Origin of the sequence: Candidatus Synechococcus calcipolaris G9, assembly GCF_029582805.1 — a bacterium.
GTDB lineage: Bacteria > Cyanobacteriota > Cyanobacteriia > Thermosynechococcales > Thermosynechococcaceae > Synechococcus_F > Synechococcus_F calcipolaris.
In genome coordinates this window covers 295,508-316,718 of the sequence record NZ_JAKKUT010000002.1, presented here as the reverse complement: position 1 = coordinate 316,718, position 21,211 = coordinate 295,508, and the positions used below count along the sequence as shown (strand labels likewise).

Here is a 21,211-nt window from a genome sequence, read left to right as displayed (position 1 = left end):
CTTCTATGGTAAGTATCAGACCCGATGAAATTAGCGGTATTATTCGTCAGCAAATTGAACAGTACGAGCAGACGATCAAGGTTGATAATGTCGGCACGGTTCTGCAAGTAGGGGATGGGATTGCCCGCGTCTACGGCCTCGACAAAGCAATGGCATCAGAACTGCTGGAGTTTGAGGATGGGACGGTTGGCATTGCCCTCAACCTAGAGGAAGATAATGTCGGCGTGGTGCTGATGGGGGAAGGGCGTGAAATTGAAGAAGGTAGCACCGTGCGCTCCACCGGTAAAATTGCCTCGGTTCCCGTGGGGGATGGGGTGCTTGGCCGGGTGGTAGATGCTCTAGTGCGGCCCCTCGATGGTAAGGGAGACCTAAATACTAGTGAATCGCGTTTGTTAGAATCCCCTGCTCCAGGCATTGTGCAGCGGAAATCCGTCTGTGAGCCGATGCAAACGGGGATTACGGCCATTGATGCCATGATTCCGGTGGGTCGGGGTCAGCGGGAGTTAATTATTGGCGATCGCCAGACCGGAAAAACCGCCGTGGCCGTGGATACCATCTTGAATCAAAAAGGTCAGGATGTTATTTGTGTCTACGTGGCGATCGGGCAGAAGGCCTCTACCGTTGCCCAGGTGGTGAATGTGTTTCGGGAAAAGGGGGCCCTCGACTACACGATTATTGTGGCAGCTAATGCCAGTGATCCGGCGGCATTGCAATATTTAGCTCCCTATACCGGTGCCACCTTGGCTGAATACTTTATGTATAAGGGCAAGCACACCCTGGTCGTCTACGATGATCTGTCCAAGCAAGCCCAAGCCTACCGGCAAATGTCCCTGCTATTGCGCCGTCCCCCCGGTCGGGAAGCCTACCCCGGTGATGTCTTCTACCTCCACTCCCGTTTGTTGGAGCGGGCCGCAAAACTGAGTGTTGAACTGGGTGAGGGCAGTATGACCGCCTTGCCCATTGTGGAAACCCAAGCCGGTGACGTGTCTGCCTATATTCCCACTAACGTTATTTCTATTACCGATGGTCAGATTTTCCTTTCCTCGGACTTGTTTAACTCCGGTTTACGTCCCGCCATTAACGCCGGTATCTCGGTGTCCCGAGTGGGGTCTGCGGCCCAAATTAAGGCGATGAAACAGGTGGCAGGAAAACTGAAACTTGACTTGGCTCAGTTTGATGAATTACAGGCTTTTTCTCAATTTGCCTCTGACTTAGATAAAGCCACCCAAAACCAGTTGGCTCGGGGTCAACGACTGCGGGAACTGTTAAAACAGCCCCAGTATGCACCAATTCCAGTGGAAGAGCAGGTTGCCATTATCTATGCTGGAACCAACGGCTATCTAGATGACATTCCGGCTGAGTCTGTTACCAAGTTTGTGACGGAGTTCCGGGATTATCTTCGCAATAGTAAGCCAGAATATGGTGAAGCGGTACGCACTGGCAAGAAGTTGGACGACACCGCCGAAACTGCCCTCAAGGCTGCCTTGGCAGAATTCAAGAAGGGATTTGCCTCCTAGGGTATTACCTGGTATATTCCCTCTCTTTACTCCTGACATTTCCCCGATTTTCTGACTGCCTTGGAGAAACATCTTCAGTCAAGATCGGGGATTTTCTATCTGCGGCATCACAGGTGGGGGGGGGCAGATACTCAAACCATCTTGCCCAGTTTTAGAGCCGGAACCTTGTCGATGGGTCAGAATTGAGATTAAGGGGTAATATTAAAGCTCTAGTCCTCACTTTACCTAGACTTCATGGCTCCGGGAGTTGTAGTATGTCCAGATTGCTGGTGACACAGTACCAGGCGGAGGTCGAAAAAATCATTCGCTATGGCGGTTCCAGGAAGGAAACCAGTATTCGCAATGCCTTTGAGCGGTTGCTGAATGACTACTGCAAACCCCGCAACTATCTGCTGATCCCAGAACTGGACTTTAAGACCAAGTTCAATACGACGGTTTTCCCGGATGGCACGGTGAAGGATGCCATTCGCCTAGAGCATGGCTGGTGGGAGTGTAAGGGACTAGAGCATGATCTGGATCGAAAAATTGAAGATAAGTTTGCCGCTGGATATCCAGACGAAAACATTCTGTTTGAAAATTCTCAAATTGCCGTCCTGATTCAGCACAGTCGAGAGCAGTTGCGGGTTTCCATGGGGGATGCGGAGGCGTTAGATGGGCTAATCAGTACGTTTGTGGACTATGAACGTCCTGAAGTGCGTGACTTTCGGGCGGCGATCGTCAAATTTAAGGAAGACATTCCCCATATTCTGGTGGCGCTACGGGATATTATTACCCAGCAAGAAGCGAGCAATCCCCAATTTAGGGAACGCCGCAATACTTTCCTCGCGGTGTGTCGCCAGTCGATTAACCCAGAAATTGAGATCTTCGATATCCATGAGATGTTGATTCAGCACATTCTCACGGAGGATATTTTCACCAATATTTTCCATGAGTCGCAGTTTCACCGGGAAAACAATATTGCGCGGGAACTGTCGGAGATTATCAACACCTTTTTCACGGGAGCGACTCGCAAAAACACGCTCAAAAGCATCGAACACTACTATGCGGTAATTCGTCGCCATTCGGAAAACATCGCCAATCACCACGAAAAGCAGAAGTTTCTCAAGGCGGTCTACGAGAATTTCTACAAAGCCTATAACCCCAAGGCGGCGGATCGGTTGGGGATTGTCTATACGCCGAATGAAATTGTCCGCTTTATGATTGAGAGTGCGGATTATTTGACCCATAAGCACTTTGGCAAGTTACTGAGCGATCCGGGGGTAGAAATTTTAGACCCTTGTACGGGGACAGGAACCTATGTGACGGAGCTAATTGAATATTTGCCAGCGGATAAGCTGGAGCATAAATATAAGCATGAAATTCACTGTAATGAAGTAGCGATTTTGCCCTATTACATTGCTAATTTGAATATTGAGTTTACCTATCAGCAAAAGATGGGGAAGTATGAAGAATTCAAAAATATTTGTTTAGTCGATACGCTGGATCATTGCACGACCGCAGGGCATCAATTTGATCTTTTTGCGATGAGTGTGCAAAACACGGCTCGAATTCAGCAGCAAAATGAGAAAACCATTTCTGTCATCATCGGCAACCCGCCCTACAACGCTCACCAGGAAAATTTTAACCAGCGTAATGCCAATCGTCTCTATGCAGGGATTGATAAAGCCATTAAGGCAACCTACATCAAGGAAGGGACGGCTCAGAACCAGATTGTTGTTTACGATATGTATACCCGCTTCTTTCGGTGGGCAAGCGATCGCCTCGGTCAAAACGGTATTATTGCCTTTATTACCAATCGATCGTTTATTGATTCCAAAACTTTTGATGGCTTTCGTAAGTGTATCGATCGCGAGTTTGATTATGTTTATATTGTCGATACTCAATCCGATGTGAGGAACAATCCTAAAATCTCTGGCACGAAAAATAACGTGTTTGGGATTCAAACTGGAATTGCTGTCATGTTTTTAGTTAGGTCACAGGAGGCGTAATCAATGACTGTCGATGCAGAGCTTTTAGAAACCCTCACTCAGATGCCAGAATCTCTTCAGCAAGAGGTTCTGCATTATGCCAAGTACCTCAATGAAAAATACTCCCATGCTCAGGCAGGAGAACCGTTAAAGAAACGGCGATCTGGCATTTTGAAAGGCACATTTAAGTTACCTCTGCCAGAAGACTTCGATACGCCGATGGAACTACTTGATGCTGAACAGAAAGCAGCTCTTGAAAAGAAGTACGGCTACGGCAGTTTAGCTGGAAAAATCACGATGTCTGATGATTTTGACGAACCCCTAGAAGACTTAAAGGATTACATGTAACATGGCGTTTCTGCTCGATACCCATGTCGTTCTTTGGTACGCATCCAAGAACCCCAGCTTGAGCCAAAGAGCTAAAGCGATCGTAGATGCGAAATCAGACTTGTTTTTTAGTATGGCAAGTCTTTGGGAGATAGTTATCAAAATCAATGTTGGTAAGCTCCAGCTTGATTATTCTTTTAAGAGCCTGCTGGATCGGATCTCAGTCATGAGAGCGGAAATTATCCCAATTGAGATTGAGAATCTAGAAAATTATTTAGACTTGCCGATTTCCAAAGATCATCGAGATCCATTCGATCGCATTTTAGTTGCCCAAGCAATGGATTACTCACTAGATATTGTGAGCCGTGATAAAAAGTTTGATTTCTATCCAGTTCAGCGAGTGTGGACATGAGCAAGGCAAAGATTTTTTACTTTACGTTGCAGGATGAGCAGACGAAGGAAGAAAAGCTCGACTGGTTTGAACGCACCCGGTTTGAGCAGATTCCATTTGACCACATTACGCCGGACAAAAAGACGAATTGGATTAATTTAACCGATAACGATTTTGATAGTTTTTTGCCGTTGATTGATAAGGTGGTGAAAGCGGGTAAATCTCAAGAGGCAGTTTTTCAGCTTTTTTCAGCAGGGGTTAAAACGCAGCGAGATGAATGGGCTTATGACTGGAATGAAGATGATTTAATTGAAAAGATTAAATTTTTACTTAATGATTATCAGGCTTCGCTGAAGAAGGGTAATAGTGGAAAATCAAAAATTAAATGGGATGAAAATCTAGAATCTTGTTTGGCAAGGAGAATACAAAAAGAATTTGACAGAGAATGTATTAGAAATGGAATGTATCGACCATTTGTGAAGAAGAAGATATATTTTGACTCTCATCTAAATGGTAGAACCTATCAAATGTCAAATATTTTTAGAACTTCAAACTCTAAAAATACTTTAATTTGGTTAAAAACTGGTGATGCGATACCGTTTTGGTGTCTTGCTAGTTCTTACATAGCTGATTTGACTACCATAGGAGGTTCCCAATGCCTTCCCCTCTATCGCTATGACGAAAACGGAAACCGCATCGACAACATCACCGACTGGGGTTTAACCCAATTCCAAACCCACTACAGCGACCCCACCATCACCAAAGAAGCCATCTTCCACTACACCTACGCCGTTCTCCACCATCCCGCCTACCGCACAAAATACGAACTCAACCTCAAACGCGAATTTCCCCGCCTGCCCTTCTATTCCAACTTTCATCAATGGGCAACCTGGGGCAGAGCTTTGATGGACTTGCACCTGAACTACGAAGCGATCGAACCCTACGGCTTAACCCGCCACGACATCGCCAGCAAAGCCAACCCCAAAGCAAAACTCAAAGCCGACAAAACCCACGGCACCATTACCCTAGACGAGAACACCCAACTCAGCGGCGTACCCCCCATTGCCTGGGACTACAAACTCGGCAACCGCTCCGCCCTAGAATGGATTCTCGACCAATACAAAGAAAAGAAACCCAAAGACCCCACGATCGCCAAACTTTTCAATACCTACAAATTTGCTGACTATAAAGAACAGGTTATCGACCTGCTCGATCGAGTCTGCACCGTCAGCGTCCGCACGATTGAGATCATTCAACAAATGCCCGATACCGTAGAGCATCAGGGAGGTTGAATATACCATGACACACGGAAATCTAGGAAAATAATCGATAGCCAATATCCCGGCGATAATAGGCCCCAGGAAACTGTATTTGGGCGATACCCCCATAGGCCTTTTCTTTGGCAAGGGTAAAGTTTTCTGCCACGGCGGTGACATTTAAGACCCGGCCGCCATTGGTAAGCCATTGTCCCTGTTTCCAGAGGGTCCCGGCATGGAAGACGAGGACTCCCTGGTCTAGGGCCCCAGGAATACCTGTTATTTCGTCTCCCTTGGGATAGGCATTGGGGTATCCGGCCGCCGCCATGACAACGGAAATACCGACACCTGGCTTCCAGGCGATCGCCCCGATTTGATCTAGGGTGCGATTCACACAGGCGAGGAGGAGATCGAGTAGGGGTGTATCCAAGAGGGGCAAAATCACCTGGGTTTCCGGATCCCCGAAGCGGCAATTAAACTCCACGACCTGAACGTTATCCTCTGGGTCAATCATCAAGCCAGCGTAGAGAACCCCGCGATAGTCAATTCCCCGTTTTTGCAGGGCGGCCAAGGTGGGTTCCAGGATGGTTGCTTGAATCTTGGCCATAATCGGAGCAGTGATGCGGGGTAGGGGAGCATAAACGCCCATGCCACCGGTATTGGGGCCCCTATCCCCCTCGCCAATGGGTTTGTGATCCTGGGCCGGCAACAGGGGGCGAATGGTTTGTCCGTCGGTGAGAGCTAGCACGGAGACTTCTTCGCCAACTAAGACCTCTTCAATTACCACCTGGGAACCGGCCTCCCCAAAGGTACCGGCAAAACTGGTGTGAATGGCCGCGATCGCCCCGTCGAGGGTTTGAGCCACCGTTACGCCTTTGCCCGCCGCCAAACCATCGGCTTTAATGACAATGGGTGCGCCATGGGCCTGGACATAGGTAATGGCCGGGGCAGCTTGATCAAAGGTTTGGGCCCGGGCCGTGGGGATGCCGGCCTCCACCATCAGGGTTTTTGCCCAGGCCTTGCTGGCTTCAATTTTTGCACCGGCTTGGGTGGGCCCAAATGCAGCAATACCTAGGGCCTGTAGCCGATCGCCCAGACCCGCCGCCAAGGGAACCTCTGGGCCAATGACGACCAAATCCACCCGTTCCTTTTGGGCAAACTGGCAGATACTATCTAAATCCGTTGCGGCGATCGCCACATTTTCGCACCGATCTAAGCAGGCTGTACCGCCATTGCCGGGTAAACAAAAAAGCCGCTCTATTTGGTTTGATTCTAGGAGTTTCCAGGCCAGGGCATGTTCGCGGCCACCACTACCAACAACAATCAGTTTCACCGGATATTTAACTTCTCAAGAATTAAGGGCTTACGTCAATCAGCCTTAAATTCTACCATCCAGATTGGTTCAGGCCTTGGGTTTTTTGACATTATAATCTTCGTGACTGAGGACAGCCTTTGGCTCAATCCGATTGTCTACGTCTTGACACAGTAATCGATAGTCATAATTTAGGGGAATGCTAATCACATGGCGATCGTGGTTGAGACGTTTTCCCTTGAATTGACGGTAATCCACCCCTTCTCCCAGGGCTTGAATAATGTCCCGCGCCTTGCTCACCATCGGCTTAGGCAAGCTTCTTAGATCAATGGGATCCCGCTCAAAACTAGCTTCCCAATTCCGTCGTAGTTGTCGGGCAATTTCCTGCTCCTGCTTTAGCTTTTCCTTCTGACCCTCAGCCTGAGCGCAGCGGTGACAAACTTGTCCATAGCCTTGATGGCCACAGGGGAATTGTTTGCGACGACGGGGCATAGACAACGCACAATGTAACAACAAAAATCTAGAAGCTCAAAAATCTAGAAATTAAAAAGGGTAGACCGAGGAATCCCATCTACCCTAATTATAAGGAAATCAGGAAATGCCCTAGGCGAGGATAGCCTTGGCCTTAGCAACCACATTTTCCACGGTGAAACCAAACTTGGTCATGACCGTTCCCCCTGGGGCAGAAGCTCCAAAGTGATCAATGGAAATGGAGGCACTGGCGTAGCGACACCAGCCGAAACTAGAGCCAGCTTCAACGGCTAACCGCCGGGTCACGGCACTGGGTAGCACGGACTCTTGGTATTCACTGGACTGTTCCGCAAATAATTCCCAACAGGGCATGGACACAACCCGGACTTTGGTGCCAGAGGCAGCGAGTTCTTCGGCAGCTGTGACACAAAGGGATACCTCTGAGCCGGTACCAATCAAAATCAAGTCTGGGGTTCCGTCGCAGTCCACTACGGTGTAGGCTCCCTTGGCCACATTCGCCGCAGAGCTTCCGGCTAAATTGGGTAGCCCTTGGCGGGTCAGAGCTAAGAGGGTGGGTTGTTTCCGGCGAGTAATGGCCACTTGGTAGGCCCCGGAGGTTTCATTTCCGTCGGCGGGGCGAATCACTAACAAATTGGGAATCACCCGCAGGGATGCCAGGGTTTCGACGGGTTGGTGGGTGGGGCCATCTTCGCCGAGGGCGATGGAGTCGTGGGTCATCACATAGATTACCCCTGCTTGGGATAGGGCCGAAAGCCGCAGGGCCCCCCGCAGGTAATCCGCAAATACCAAAAAGGTCGCACAGTAGGGAATTAAGCCGGAATTATGGAGAACAATGCCATTGCAGATGGCGGCCATGCCGTGTTCCCGTACCCCAAAGCGGAGATTCCGATTTTCGTAGGCTCCTTTTTGGAAGTCACCGGAGCATTTCAGTTCCGTCAGGTTGGAATGGGTTAAGTCCGCAGAGCCACCGATGAGTTCTGGCAAATTGGGGGCGATCGCATTCAGGCAATTTTCAGAATGTTTGCGGGTGGCAAGGGCCTTATCTTCCGGCGTGTAGCTGGGGAGTTGGGCATCCCAGTTGGCGGGCAAGTCCCCTTTTAGGAGGCGTTCAAATTCGGCAGCTTCGGCGGGATATTTGGTTTTGTACTGGGCCAGGGCGGAATTCCACTCTGCTTCGTAGCTGGCTCCCCGCTCCACGGCTTTGCGGAAATGGGCGAGGGCATCCCCAGGAATATCAAAGGGTTCGTACTCCCAGCCGAGATTTTCACGGGTGGCGGTGACTTCATCGGGGCCGAGGGCAGCACCATGGACTCCGGCGGTTCCCGCTTTTTTGGGGGAGCCATAGCCGATCGTCGTCGTCACTTTAATCAGGGAGGGCTTATCGGTGACGGCCTTAGCCGCCTCAATGGCCGCAGCGATCGCCTCTAGGTTTGTATTGCCGTCGGGAACATGTTGAACGTGCCAACCGTAGGCCTCAAACCGCTTGCCCACATCTTCCGTAAAGGCAATGTCGGTGGAGCCATCAATGGAAATATGATTATCATCGTAGAGGGCAATCAGCTTGCCGAGGCCCCAGTGTCCCGCCAAGGAGCAGGCTTCCCCGGAAATTCCTTCCATGTTGCAGCCATCCCCCAAAATGACGTAGGTGTAATGGTCTACGAGGGTGGCATCGGGCTTATTAAACTTAGCGGCGAGATGGGCTTCGGCAACGGCAAGACCTACCCCATTACAGATCCCTTGACCGAGGGGGCCGGTGGTGACTTCTATACCGGCAGTTTCAAAGTTTTCCGGGTGGCCGGGGGTGTGGGAACCCCATTGGCGAAATTGCTTAATATCTTCAATGGTCACGCTGTCATAGCCGGTCAGATAGAGCATGGCGTATTGGAGCATACAACCATGTCCAGCCGAAAGCACAAACCGATCGCGGTTAAACCATTGGGGATTTTTGGGATTAAACCGCATGAACTGGTTCCAGAGCACATAGCTCATGGGAGCCGCACCCATCGGTAAACCAGGGTGGCCAGAGTTGGCCTTTTGCACGGCATCGATTGCCAAAAAGCGAATTGAGTTAATACAGAGTTCTTCGAGGGATTGGGTGGCAACAGGCATGAATTAGTCTCTCTTTACTGATGGTTTGCATCGTACTTGCGGAACGCTAAGGTGACGTTATGGCCACCAAAACCAAAGGAGTTGGATAGGGCAACCTGCACATTACAGGCGCGACTCACCTTGGGAACATAGTCTAAATCACAGGCAGGTTCCGGCTGCTCTAGGTTGATCGTGGGTGGAATCCGGTCATGGAAAACGGCCATCACCGTGGCGATCGCCTCAATACCACCAGAGCCACCGAGTAAATGCCCCGTCATCGATTTCGTCGAACTAATGGGAACGTTGTAGGCGTTATCCCCAAGGGCCCGCTTGATTGCTGCCGTTTCCGTACTGTCATTGGCGGGAGTACTGGTGCCGTGGGCATTAATATAACTCACCTGATCCGGCGTGATTCCCGCATCCTTGAGGCAAAACTCAATGGCCCGAGAGGCCCCTTCCCCCCCGGGGGATGGCGCGGTCATGTGGTAAGCATCGCAGGTGAGTCCGTAGCCCACCACTTCCGCATAGATGTGGGCCCCCCGTTGGCGAGCAAATTCTAGCTCCTCCAAAATGAGAATACCGGCACCTTCTCCCAAAACAAAGCCATCCCGATCCTGATCAAAGGGTCGACTGGCATGGGCCGGATCATCATTACGGGTGGACAGGGCCCGGGCGGAGGCAAAACCAGCGACGGACAGAGGGGTAATGGCCGCCTCCGTGCCGCCACAGATCATCGCCTTGGCATAGCCATGCTGGATTAAGCGAAAAGCATCGCCAATGGCATTGGAGCCTGCGGCACAGGCCGTCACCGAGCAGGAATTGGGGCCCTTTGCGCCAGTATGAATGGCCGTCAGACCCGCCGCCATATTGCCAATCAGCATCGGAATCATAAAGGGGCTACAGCGATCGGGGCCCTTGGTTAGGTAGACCTCCTGTTGATCTTCCATCACCTTGAGACCCCCGACCCCCGTGCCAATTATTACCCCAATATCCGTGGCATTCGTCCCATCAATGGTGAGTTGGGCATCCGTGAGAGCTTGCTTACTCGCTGCCACACCAAACTGGGCAAAACGATCCATTCGCTTGGCATCCTTGCGATCGATGAAGGCCGTTGGGTCGAAACCCCGCACCTCACCCGCAATCCGACAGGCATGGCGTGCCGGATCAAACAAGGTAATGGGGCCAATACCATTCCGTCCTTCCATTAAACCCTGCCAATAATCGGCCAGGGTATTCCCTAGGGGGGTGATCGCGGCCATACCAGTGACGACGACCCGTTTTACCTCTGCCTTAGTCATGATCCCTACGCGGCGACCTTACCGCTGATATAGTCCACGGCATCTTGAACCGTCAGCAGTTTTTCTGCGTTTTCGTCAGGGATCTCAACCCCAAAGGCTTCCTCTAAGGCCATGATCAATTCCACGGAGTCGAGGGAATCGGCATTCAGATCCGTCGAGAAATTGGCTTCTGACGTTACTTGATCGTCGTCCACACCAAGTTGATCGACGACAATTGCTTTTACCTTTTCAAAAATTTCAGCTTCAGTCATAACCTTACAGTACCGTTACGGGGGATGGAAATTAAACCGTAGCTTATACAGCCATTCCTCAAATCTAGGGCTTTTTGTGACCAGAATCAACGCGAAAGATCCTATCATGGAGACGGAATGAACTGCGGTGGTGGTTGATTCCCATGAAGGGGCTAGGTTCCAAGGCTAGGGGAACTCGTGTAAATCCTTTGGCTATTCTGGCATCGGGCCCTTCGCTTCAGTCCATTGATCCGTCCTCTACAGTTGATGAGTCTCCCATGCAGTTTTCCATTAGTAGTTTGTTAGCTAACTTCAGCGACGATAAGTTGATTGCTCCAAAGGTTCTTGAAAAGAAGCTGGATTGTGAAGAGGGGGAAGGGTTACATCAGTTGCAAATTGCCCTAGATGCCCTTGAGCGGGTGGGGGTTTTGCTCAAGGAGCGGGGTAAGTATCGGCGACTCCACGAAGAGGGAGTTGTGGAAGGGCGATTGCGCTGTTCCAGTAAGGGCTTTTGCTTTGCGATCCAGGAACAGGAGGGTAGCGAAGATGTATTTGTCCGGGAAAATCAACTCAGCACAGCCTGGAATGGCGATCTCGTCCTCGTAAAGGTGACTCGAGAAGGGCGGCGGAAGCGATCGCCGGAGGGGGAAGTCAAGCTGATTTTGGAGCGGAGTAATCCCTCGGTGATTGCCCGGATCAAACAAACCGAGAGTGGGTTTCGGGCGGTTCCCCTAGACGATCGCCTCTTGTTTGAAGTGGAAATTTTGCCCAATGGCACCGTGGCGGATCTGACGGCGGTGGTGGATCAATTGGTTCATGTGATTATTGTCCGTTACCCCCTGGGAGCTTACCCACCCCTAGGGGAAATCAATCAGGTCTTAGGGGAGGATGCCCAGTCGGCTCCGGCCATTGATTTGATCTGTTGCAAGCATGACCTGCCGCGTCAATTTTCCGGGATGGCCCAAGGGGTGGCGATCGCCCTCAATCAAGAACTGGAAGCGGCCTCCCTACAGTCCTCTTGGGAGGGGCGCCAGGATCTGCGGAATTTGCAAACCATTGCCCTAGATTGGCCGTGGCAGGAGATGCAAGCGGCCTTTTCCTTGGAACCCCTAGGCAGTCAAACCTGGCAATTGGGAATTCATATCAGTGATGTGGCGGCCCAAGTTCCCTTTAACTCTGCCCTGGATCGGGAGGTGCGGCGGCGGGCCTTGGCGGTGGCTACCCAGGATCTAACCATTCCCCTCTTTCCACCGGAACTGACGGCCCTGCGCCTTGTCCCTGGGGGCGATCGCCCCTGCCTGTCTCTGTTGGTGACGATCACTGGCCAGGGGGACGTTCAAGCCTACGAAATTCAGCCGAGTGTGGTGCGGGTGGATCAAACCCTCAATCCTGAAGATGTATCCAAAATTCTTGCTAAAAAAGGAAAATTCTCCCTAGGGGATTTGTTGCAGACCTTGGGGCAAATTTCCACGGGACTCAGTGAGCAACGCCAGCAACGGGGAACCCTGGCCGCCCCCTTGAATTTGACCTTGCCCATGGGTTATGGGGATGAGGGAATTTTTACCGCTCTCCAGTCCCAGTCCGGTTTAGACCCCAGTAGCTTGATGATTCTGGCTAATGAATTACTGGGAAATCACTTGGCCAATTTGGGATTGCCGGCCATTTATCGCCACCAAGAACCCCCGGAACTTTATGCGATCCAGGATTTTATTAAGCTGGCCCAAAATCTAGATTTACCTCTAAACCTCAGTGATACCAGTCAAGTTACCAGTCAGGATTACCAGCGGTTTATTCACCAACTCCAGACCTCAGATTTAGCGGATGTTCTCCTTGAGCTTTTGTGTGACACCCTCAAGGTGCCCGCCGATACGGCGACGGCGGCAGCCCATTTTAGTTTGGCCTTGACCGGCCCCTATGCTCATTGTTGCGCCCCTCTCCAACGCTATAGTGATGTTCTGAATCAGCGGGTGATCCATGCCCTGTTAGATAAGGGCCGCGATCGCCGCACGGCTCGAGCCAAGGAATCGGTGAATTTACGCCACCACTCCTGTTTAGATCAGGTGAATTGGAATGTACTTCCCCCCGATGATCAGCGGGACTTAGAAGGGGCGATAGCCGATATTTTGCCCGATCTGCAAGAGCAGGAGCGCACGGTTTACCAAGCCTGGAAAGATTTACAGGGGCTACTACGGGTACGGCGGGTGCAGGCCTGTGCGGGGGAAACCCGACCCGGCATCATTACCGGGGTACAGTCCTACGGCTTTTTTGTGGAATTGATTGACTTTTCTGTGGAGGGCCTGGTTCACGTCAGTTCCCTGAAGGATGACTGGTACGAATATCGTTCCCAGGCCCAAACCTTGACGGGGCGACGGAACCACCTTCGCTATCGCCTGGGCGATCGGGTGGATGTGATGATCAAGAATGTAGACTCCTACCGTCAGCAGGTGGATCTGGCCGTCGTCGGGGGTGGCAGCCAAGCCAGCGAGGAAGAGCTACAGGTGGCTGCTGAGCCAGATTCAGAGAATGAGCAGGAGGAGGATTCCGATCAAGATTAACATTATGCCGCCGCAACCACTATGTTCTCTGTCTATAAGCATCAACGCTTGTCTATTTTTAGCCATGCAAAAACTTGCTGGGCTGTTAACTCTAAATAGACTCCCTCCAAAACTTGAAGCTGGCAATCCCCTCTATAGACTTTGGGTTCTTCATGTGGAGCAAAAGTCAGGACAGAATAATCATCTGGGTCAAGCATCCACCCCAACCGACAGCCATGTTTTATGCAATGTAAAAGGTTATCAATTACGCGATTCGCCTTCTGATCGGGTGAAAGAATTTCGATTGACCAGTCAGGAGCTTCAATAAAATTATCTTCTGGTTCTCCCAACCCGTTCACTTGAATTCGGTTCCATGAAATGACTGCAATATCAGGAACAACAGATCGCCCAGCAAAAGTACAGCGCAGTTCAGGTAGTGTTGTGTACGATTCACTGTGACTATCAATTTCGGTCAACAGTCGCTTTTGTAAAATAGAGTGTCGAAGTTTGGGCATTGGCTTTTGAATAGCAGCCCCATCTACGTATTCCCATGCTGGAGATCCCTCTAAATATGGAAACTTTAGAAAATCTTCAATCGTAAGAATTTGGGTTGGAGAGGCAGTCATGACTTTAGTCAAGGGACTCAGCTTGTGCTTTCAGTATAGTAGATTGCCCTGATTTTCTCACTGTTATGTCTAGCCTAAAGCACTGCCTCATCAGCAATTTTGCCGTTACGCCCCCACCGAGGACTTGCGGGATACCTTCAATACTAACGTTTAGTTACATATTTCTGAATTGTTTCCCGATACTGGCTTTTCGGCTTCATGCCCACTATGGTTTCCACGAGTTCCTTCTGTTTGAAGAGTTGAATGGTTGGCGTACTGGTGACCCCAGCTTGCTCGGCGATCGCCGTGTCTTCGGTAATGTCAATTTCAATCAGGTACATCTGTTCAGGAAATTCCTCCACGACCCGATTCAAAATAGGTTTGAGGGTATGGCAGGGCCCACAGGTGGGGGAAACGTATTTCACCATGAGCAGGCGATCGCTATCGTGGAAAAGCTTGCGCAGGGCATAACTGCCGCGATGCTTTAGGGCCGTTGGATCAAAGGCGTTGGGATCGGATTCGCTGAGATTAGGGGTTTTTGCCGCTGGGGCGGTTTCTTTGGGGGCAGCTTCAGTAGTTGGTTGGTGAAATTCGTGCAGGAGTCCCTGGGCCGAGAGCCACCGTTCGGCTTCTAGGGCCGCCATACATCCGGTGCCGGCGGCGGTTACGGCCTGACGATACTCGTGATCTTGGACATCCCCGGCTGCGTACACCCCAGCTACATTGGTTTCCGTTCCCTTGGGAGTCAAAATATAGCCCACCGGGTCTAGGTCAATTTGTCCTTGAAACAGTTGGGTGTTGGGGGTATGGCCAATGGCATAGAACAGACCGCGTACCGGCAGGGTCTCTTCCTTTTGGGTGAGATTATTCCGAACCCTTAATCCCTGCATGAGTTGACCATCCCCCTCAATGGCGATCGCCTCGGTATGCCAATGCACCGTAATTTTCGGATTTGCTAACACCCGATCCTGCATGGCCTTACTGGCGCGCATCCTATCGCCCCGCACCAACAAATGGATATGGGAACCATACTTGGTCAAATACACCGCCTCTTCCGCCGCACTGTCCCCACCACCAATGACGGCCAATTCTACACCCTGAAAAATAGGGGTTGCCCCATCACAAATGGCACAGGCGGAAACTCCCTTTGTCCAATACTGCTCTTCACCGGGTAAGCCCAACCGTTTAGCCGTTGCCCCTGTGGCAATAATCACACTGTGGGCCCGCACCTGCCGCTCGGCGGAACTAATCAAAAAGGGGCGTTGGCGAAAATCCACCTGAATCACATCCTCTGTTACCAATTCCGCACCCCAGCGCAGTGCCTGGGCCTTCATCCGCTCCATTAATTCCGGGCCCTGAATCCCCTCCGGAAAGCCAGGGAAATTTTCCACTTCCGTGGTGGTCATCAGTTGTCCCCCCGGCAAGCCCCCCACTTGGTACCCCTCAAACATAAAGGGCTTGAGATTGGCCCGGGCGGCATAGATGGCGGCCGTATAGCCCGCGGGCCCAGAACCAATAATCACAACGTTTTCAATGGTGGATTCAGCCATGGATGTGTGCAAACTCGTAACGACTACACTTTCTCTTTATCATACTGGATAGGTGAGATTTGGCGCACCCATTGGCCGAGAATTCTGCCGAAACAGGACTAATAACTTGTTATCTTGGGGAAGCCCCCAGGGTCATTAATCTTAATTAATTAAACTGAATGTTGCCCAAGGTTTACCAAGGTTTATTCAACGTTTGAAGCTGCCATGTATAGTTATGCTATTGATTTTGGTACGAGTAATACCCTCATTGCCCGCTGGAACCCGGCCAGTCAAGAGGCAGAAGTGGTTTCATTGCCGGGGTTATCGACGGGGGTGGGAGAGGTGGCTGCCCTGATTCCCAGTCTACTGTACGTGGAAGATGCGGTAAAACCCACCCTTTGGATGGGACAACAGGTGCGGGATCGTGGTTTAGATCATCGGGGCGATCGCCGCTTATTTCAACGGTTTAAGCGGGGCATTGGGGCCAATGTGCAGGGGTACTTGCCGGAACTGGATCAACAAACCCTCACCTTTGAGCAGGTGGGTGCGTGGTTCCTAGGGGGGGTGATTCAGCAGCTTCAGTCCAGCCATGGGGATGGGGGGCGATCGCTTATTTTGACGGTTCCCGTCGATAGTTTTGAGGCCTATCGGGCCTGGTTGGGTCAGGTGGCCCAGGGCCTAAGTGTGGATCAAATTCGTCTTTTAGATGAACCAACGGCGGCGGCCCTAGGATACGGACTTGGAGATGGCGAATTACTGCTGGTATTAGACTTTGGCGGTGGTACCCTGGATCTGTCCCTCGTCCAGTTACAGGCCCAGAGCGGTGGGGCCAAACCCCTGGGATTTATCCTGAAATGGGGCGATCGCCAGTGGACTGACAGCCAACAGCAACCCATCAAAACCGCCCGGGTGATTGCCAAGGCGGGCCTGACCTTGGGGGGAACGGATATTGATCATTGGATTGTGGATTATTTTCAACAGCAGGACTCCTTGCCCGCCAATGAATTCCCCCTCAGTTTACGGTTGGCGGAACGTCTCAAGATAACCCTTTCCCAGCAAACCCAATCCCAGGAAATTTACTTCGATGAAACCACCTTTACCAGTCTGGATCTCACCCTAGGGCGATCGCAACTGGAGGAAATCTTAAGGGAGCATCAGTTTTTTAATCGCCTAGATGATTGTCTCACCCAAGTGCTACAACAAGCCCGACGCCAAGGCATTACCCCCGCCGATATTGAGGCAGTCTTACTCGTGGGGGGAAGCAGTCAGATTCCCGCTGTTCAAACCTGGTTGAAAACCTACTTCCCTGAAGAAAAATTGGCTTACCGTCGCCCCTTTACGGCCATTGCCATGGGGGCCCTACAACTGGATCAGGGAATGGAACTGCAAGACTTTTTGTACCATAGCTACGGTGTTCGTTACTGGGATCGCCGTCGGAATCGCCACAACTGGCATCAAATTATTCCGGCGGGCCAAGCCTATCCCATGGCGGAGCCAATTGAACTGGTATTAGGGGCCTCAACGGACAGTCAACCCACCATTGAATTAGTCATCGGTGAATTGGGGCAAAACTCCTCCGGTACAGAAATATTCTTTGATGGCGATCGCCTCATTACCCGCAGCACCCCAGCGGACACCCATGTACAGGCCCTAAATGATACGGATCAGGGCCGTACCCTTGCTCCCCTTGACCCGCCTGGTTATCCTGGTAGCGATCGCCTACGTGTTTTATTTCAGGTAGATCGCGATCGCCAGTTGCGGATCACCGTAGAAGATTTATTCACCCTAGAGCGTTTGGTGGATCAACAACCGGTCATTCAGCTTCGTTAACCGCCCGTGAGTCCTAAACCCCTTCCCCAGACCATTGCCCATGTACGGGTCATCGACTCCTGCTGGAACCAGGGTCAGATCCGAGGTGAGGTCATTGCCAGTGATTACACCTGGGAATTTAAGTGGCGATTTCAACACAAAGAACTGATCATTTCTCCCTCCCTGGGGCGGGCCTTAATTAAAGAACCCCTCGGCCGCTTCCTAGAACAACAGGACTATCAATTAGAGCCTGGCGGCGACTATTTTTTTACCATTCGCGCTAAGTTTTAACCCCGTAATTTTAGCCCGCATATCATTGTCCATATCTCCTTGCCCAGACCTCCCCCGCTGGATATGATAGGGTGTGGAGTACTCCATCATGTTAGGGATTATGGACGATCAAGAACTATTTATGGCATTTGTGGCGGCAGCTATAGATGGGAAAAGTACCCTTCTATCCAATGCCAACTTTCGCCTAGAATCCGCCTTTGGTCAACTCCAACTTGTGGATAATAAAATAGGTATTGTTGCTACCACAAAACTCAATGAAGTCCCCCTTAAAATTTCCGTTAAGCGTCACTGTGATCAATGGGAAGACCTACGCCAAAGTTTAATTCAATCTTCCTTTTTTCCCCTACTTGATCAACTCAAAGGCCCCCTGGTTGATTTCCACCAGTATCCCATTCCGGAAGAGTGCCAGCTTTACGATTGTCCCGCCAGTGATATGTGGCGTAGTTGGCGACGGGAAGCCGTGAGTGCGGTTTATTTACTAGTGGCCGGTGAATGGCGATCGCCCAGTGATATGTCCTGTAGTGGCGGTGTTGTTTTTGTGACATTCCCGGAACTGTCCCAGGAAGTACAAGTGACCAGTTCCACACCTATTTCTTGGTTAGGACGTTAACTCAAATCCATCTCCCAAATTAATCCAACAATTTGTGCATAACCTCAGGAGCATGCCCATAGTAGTTTAGTGGTCAGAATCTTCAGGGATTGGCTAGGATAGCAACTAAATAGATGCCTCCATCTATTGGCTTAATTTTAAGGGTTGGGATCATTGCTACCAGTTCTAAGGGTTCTTTGCAAGCATTGACTGCGATTGTGGGGATTTTCCCCTAGCAGATCAGTGAATCGGGCCATTTATATTTAATGTCGGCTTACTCCTCAGGTCTGCATCAATATGACCGTTCAGTAGCATAGCGGGTGACGTTGTGTTTGGGAAATTATTTTCAAAAGCAAAGCAGGGCTTGGGAATTGAACTCACTCCAGAGCGGGTCAATATTGTCCAAGTGCAGCGACAGGGCCAGGGTACAAAACTGACCACCTTTGTCAGTGTCCCCCTCGCGGAGGGGGCGATCGTTGAGAGCCGGATCATTGATACGGTGGCAGTGGCCGATGCCATTCGCCAAGGTATTGAAGACAAACGGATTAAACAAAAGGATGCCATTAGTGCAATCCCGATGGGAGAAGCCGTCATTCGTCTGATTCGATTGCCCGCAGAACTCCCCGATTACGAGTTGCGGGAAGTTGTCTTAATGCAGGAAGCTCCCCTGTATCTCCCCTTCCCTCGGGAAGAAGCGGATGTCGATTACCAAAAACTAGGAACCTCCCTAGATGATGATGGCATTGAACGGGTGGAAATTTTACTCGTGGGAACCCCTCGGGATGTCACCGATGCCTACATCAATACCTTTGCCCAGGCGGGGCTACAGCTATCCGCCCTAGAAATCAGTAGCTTTGCCCTCATGCGTACCATGCGGGATCAATTGCAACAACTGGTGGGAGAAGCGGCGGCGATCGTCGATATTGGCAACGAAGGGACAGAAATTAGCATTGTCAAAGATGGGATTCCCCAGTTCAACCGCAAAGTTCCCATTGGCAAAGATCGAATGCAAGAGGCGATCAGCCGAGCCATGAACCTGCCTCCCTCCATGGGGGTTGACCTTCTGGAAAGCCTGACCGTCCCCCTAGAGCCAATGGATGTCACCGGGGCCATTAATCCCAGTGGAGCCGCTATTTTGCGTGTCCTTGGGGATCTAGCCGATGAACTCCGTCGTTCCATTGACTTTTACCTTAATCAGGGCGAGAACCTGGAAGTCACCCAAATTTTACTCGCAGGGGTTGGGGCCGGCATTGGCCAGGTGGATGAATTTTTTAATCAGCGGTTGGGCTGCATTACCACCCTCGTAGATCCGATTAGTCTTTTAGGCTTAGAAACCGCTGAAGACATTCCCCTCGAAAAACGCCCAGGCATGGGCACAGTCATTGGCTTAGGTCTGCGTGGTGCCTAGTACACAGGAGCAATTGGTATGTATTCCATTGATATTAACCTACTTAAGGAACGTCCAGAACTAGGAGGGGCTGCCACTCCAACTGTGACCGGCGGTGCCAGTAATATACCGATTATCCTGGGTGGGGTTGCAGCACTTTTCTTTATTGGACTCGTGTTTTTAGGCTCCGCCGCCGTCTCCTTTTGGGTACAACAACTCACCCTAAAAGAACAGGAGGTAGAAGATCAGTTAGCGTCCATCGCCCCAGATTTGCAGAAAATGGACGAGCTGAAGAAAGAGCAACAGCAAATTACCGCTGAAACCCAAGCCTTTGCTACGGCCTTCAATCAAATTAAGCCTTGGTCGGCAGTTCTGACGGATCTAGGAGCCAAAACCCCCAGCGGTATGCAAATCATTAAAATTAGTCAATCTCCCACCGGCAATGAACTGGTGATTGATGGCAGAGCGTCATCCTTTAACGATGTCAACGACTTTGTTTTACTTCTGCAAAATCAGTCTGCGTTTATTGATGGCCCGGCAACAAAATTAGCGACGGCCAGTCGCGTTGGTTCCGATGGAGATGCACCCTCAGGGATTAATTTCTCTCTGAATACGGCCATGAGCACAATTCCTGCCTCCGAACTGATTGAAGAGCTAGAGGCCAACGGTGCTGAGGGTCTTGTTTCTCGCATTAACTTTCTGAAAGAACAAGGAGTCGTCACACCATGACCCTAACTGGTGATTTTGGGGCACCCCTGCAAGAGGAACAAGGCCCCACCTATCCGACATTTTTTGGGATTACCCTGACTCCCATCGTCAGTGGCATTTTGATCGCCATTGTCGGCCTAGGGGCGGCGGCCTACCTGGCCACCATCTTGATTGCCCCCAAACTGGAAGAAGCAGCCCAAATTCAACTGGAACTATCCCAAAAAGAAGATGACTTAGCCCGCCGAGAAGAAATTCTCCGCCAGTTAAATGAGGTCATTGCCAGTATTGGCCGGGCCAGGGCTGAAAATCAACAGGTACGGGGTCTGTTTGCCAGTCAAGAAGCCCTAGATACGCTGCTTTTAGATCTAAATGGAATTATTATGCGATCGTCGGCTCAACTCAATAGCTTTGAGCCCGATTATGCAGCTTCAGGAATTGTCCAGGATGGCTCCCTTGGCCCTGAATTAAATGGCAAACTAAGACGACAGGTCACCAGTATTGCCATGGAAGGAGCCTATGCCCAAACACTGCAAGTCATGGAGCAAATTGACCAGCAGCAAAATGTTCTCGTCATTCGCGATCTAATTCTAGAGCAAATACCTGAACAAGCCGGGCAAGTGCGCTCCACGTTCAAACTTGTTGCCTACGTTCCCCTAACAACGGAAGAAATTGCTGCTGCCGCCCCTGCGGAAGAAGCTGCCCAGGGTGAGTCAGATGCCCAGGGCGCACCAGAGGAGGAACAACAACAATAGAATTAAAAACGTCCCCAGAACAGTAGATTACTAAAGAGATCAATAAGGGATCAGTAAACGTTTATCCATAGAATCGTCGAATTGTCCATGTGATTTTTGTCGAAGCTCGATTGGTTAATTTAGGTGGCT

General features: G+C 50.7%; 19 protein-coding genes. 12 read left to right on the top strand and 7 right to left on the bottom strand.

Going from position 1 to position 21,211, the window contains the following annotated elements; genetic code table 11:
* The first annotated feature begins 5 nt into the window (after window positions 1-5).
* The 5 genes from atpA (at window position 6) to L3556_RS04130 (ending at window position 5,494) form a co-directional block, all read left to right on the top strand.
* Window positions 6-1,517: a F0F1 ATP synthase subunit alpha gene (atpA, locus tag L3556_RS04150; protein ID WP_277866049.1), complete on the top strand. Its 1,512-nt coding sequence runs from the start codon at window positions 6-8 to the stop codon at window positions 1,515-1,517.
* 254 nt (window positions 1,518-1,771) lie between these two features.
* Window positions 1,772-3,505 (top strand): N-6 DNA methylase, encoded by a 1,734-nt coding sequence (locus tag L3556_RS04145; protein WP_277866048.1) that lies wholly within the window; start codon window positions 1,772-1,774, stop codon window positions 3,503-3,505.
* Between the two features lie 3 nt (window positions 3,506-3,508).
* Window positions 3,509-3,832: a type II toxin-antitoxin system VapB family antitoxin gene (gene vapB / locus L3556_RS04140; protein WP_277866047.1), complete on the top strand. Its 324-nt coding sequence runs from the start codon at window positions 3,509-3,511 to the stop codon at window positions 3,830-3,832.
* A gap of 1 nt (window position 3,833) precedes the next feature.
* Entirely contained in the window at window positions 3,834-4,223 is a 390-nt protein-coding gene (locus L3556_RS04135) for a type II toxin-antitoxin system VapC family toxin (protein WP_277866046.1), read from the top strand.
* Window positions 4,220-5,494: a type ISP restriction/modification enzyme gene (locus L3556_RS04130; RefSeq protein WP_277866045.1), complete on the top strand. Its 1,275-nt coding sequence runs from the start codon at window positions 4,220-4,222 to the stop codon at window positions 5,492-5,494. Before L3556_RS04135 ends, L3556_RS04130 begins: the two co-directional genes overlap by 4 nt.
* Before the next feature lie 22 nt (window positions 5,495-5,516).
* Here the strand turns inward: L3556_RS04130 and purD are convergent, their stop codons facing one another.
* From purD to acpP, 5 genes are all read right to left on the bottom strand, one after another.
* Window positions 5,517-6,791 carry a phosphoribosylamine--glycine ligase gene (gene purD, locus L3556_RS04125; protein ID WP_277866044.1) on the bottom strand — a complete coding sequence of 425 codons (1,275 nt, stop codon included), beginning with the start codon at window positions 6,789-6,791 and terminating at the stop codon, window positions 5,517-5,519.
* A gap of 69 nt (window positions 6,792-6,860) precedes the next feature.
* The gene (locus L3556_RS04120; protein ID WP_277866043.1) at window positions 6,861-7,262 is read right to left on the bottom strand and encodes a DUF7682 family zinc-binding protein; all 402 of its coding nucleotides are present in this window, start codon (window positions 7,260-7,262) and stop codon (window positions 6,861-6,863) included.
* A gap of 111 nt (window positions 7,263-7,373) precedes the next feature.
* Window positions 7,374-9,371 (bottom strand): transketolase, encoded by a 1,998-nt coding sequence (gene tkt, locus L3556_RS04115; RefSeq protein WP_277866042.1) that lies wholly within the window; start codon window positions 9,369-9,371, stop codon window positions 7,374-7,376.
* A gap of 14 nt (window positions 9,372-9,385) precedes the next feature.
* Complete coding sequence (gene fabF, locus L3556_RS04110) at window positions 9,386-10,648, bottom strand: beta-ketoacyl-ACP synthase II (RefSeq protein WP_277866041.1); 1,263 nt, start codon at window positions 10,646-10,648, stop codon at window positions 9,386-9,388.
* 5 nt (window positions 10,649-10,653) lie between these two features.
* A complete protein-coding gene (gene acpP / locus L3556_RS04105; RefSeq protein WP_277866040.1) occupies window positions 10,654-10,899 on the bottom strand; it encodes an acyl carrier protein in 246 nt (81 codons plus the stop codon).
* A gap of 257 nt (window positions 10,900-11,156) precedes the next feature.
* On the opposite strand from acpP, the gene L3556_RS04100 reads away from it, so the two are divergent.
* Window positions 11,157-13,433: a ribonuclease R family protein gene (locus L3556_RS04100; protein WP_277866039.1), complete on the top strand. Its 2,277-nt coding sequence runs from the start codon at window positions 11,157-11,159 to the stop codon at window positions 13,431-13,433.
* A 41-nt stretch (window positions 13,434-13,474) separates the two neighbouring features.
* Here L3556_RS04100 and L3556_RS04095 read toward each other — a convergent pair whose 3' ends face one another.
* On the bottom strand, window positions 13,475-14,038 hold the full coding sequence (locus L3556_RS04095; RefSeq protein ID WP_277866038.1) for a Uma2 family endonuclease: 564 nt from the start codon (window positions 14,036-14,038) through the stop codon (window positions 13,475-13,477).
* A gap of 143 nt (window positions 14,039-14,181) precedes the next feature.
* The gene (trxB, locus tag L3556_RS04090; protein ID WP_277866037.1) at window positions 14,182-15,567 is read right to left on the bottom strand and encodes a thioredoxin-disulfide reductase; all 1,386 of its coding nucleotides are present in this window, start codon (window positions 15,565-15,567) and stop codon (window positions 14,182-14,184) included.
* Window positions 15,568-15,771: 204 nt separating this feature from the next.
* On the opposite strand from trxB, the gene L3556_RS04085 reads away from it, so the two are divergent.
* The 6 genes from L3556_RS04085 (at window position 15,772) to L3556_RS04060 (ending at window position 21,082) form a co-directional block, all read left to right on the top strand.
* Window positions 15,772-17,376 carry an Hsp70 family protein gene (locus tag L3556_RS04085; protein WP_277866036.1) on the top strand — a complete coding sequence of 535 codons (1,605 nt, stop codon included), beginning with the start codon at window positions 15,772-15,774 and terminating at the stop codon, window positions 17,374-17,376.
* Between the two features lie 6 nt (window positions 17,377-17,382).
* A complete protein-coding gene (locus L3556_RS04080; RefSeq protein ID WP_277866035.1) occupies window positions 17,383-17,646 on the top strand; it encodes a DUF3146 family protein in 264 nt (87 codons plus the stop codon).
* A 100-nt stretch (window positions 17,647-17,746) separates the two neighbouring features.
* Complete coding sequence (locus tag L3556_RS04075) at window positions 17,747-18,256, top strand: hypothetical protein (RefSeq protein WP_277866034.1); 510 nt, start codon at window positions 17,747-17,749, stop codon at window positions 18,254-18,256.
* A gap of 307 nt (window positions 18,257-18,563) precedes the next feature.
* Complete coding sequence (pilM, locus tag L3556_RS04070; protein WP_277866033.1) at window positions 18,564-19,643, top strand: type IV pilus assembly protein PilM; 1,080 nt, start codon at window positions 18,564-18,566, stop codon at window positions 19,641-19,643.
* A gap of 18 nt (window positions 19,644-19,661) precedes the next feature.
* Window positions 19,662-20,351: a PilN domain-containing protein gene (locus tag L3556_RS04065; protein ID WP_277866032.1), complete on the top strand. Its 690-nt coding sequence runs from the start codon at window positions 19,662-19,664 to the stop codon at window positions 20,349-20,351.
* On the top strand, window positions 20,348-21,082 hold the full coding sequence (locus tag L3556_RS04060) for a pilus assembly protein PilO (RefSeq protein WP_277866031.1): 735 nt from the start codon (window positions 20,348-20,350) through the stop codon (window positions 21,080-21,082). The genes L3556_RS04065 and L3556_RS04060 overlap by 4 nt, the downstream gene beginning before the upstream one ends.
* Window positions 21,083-21,211: the final 129 nt, after the last annotated feature.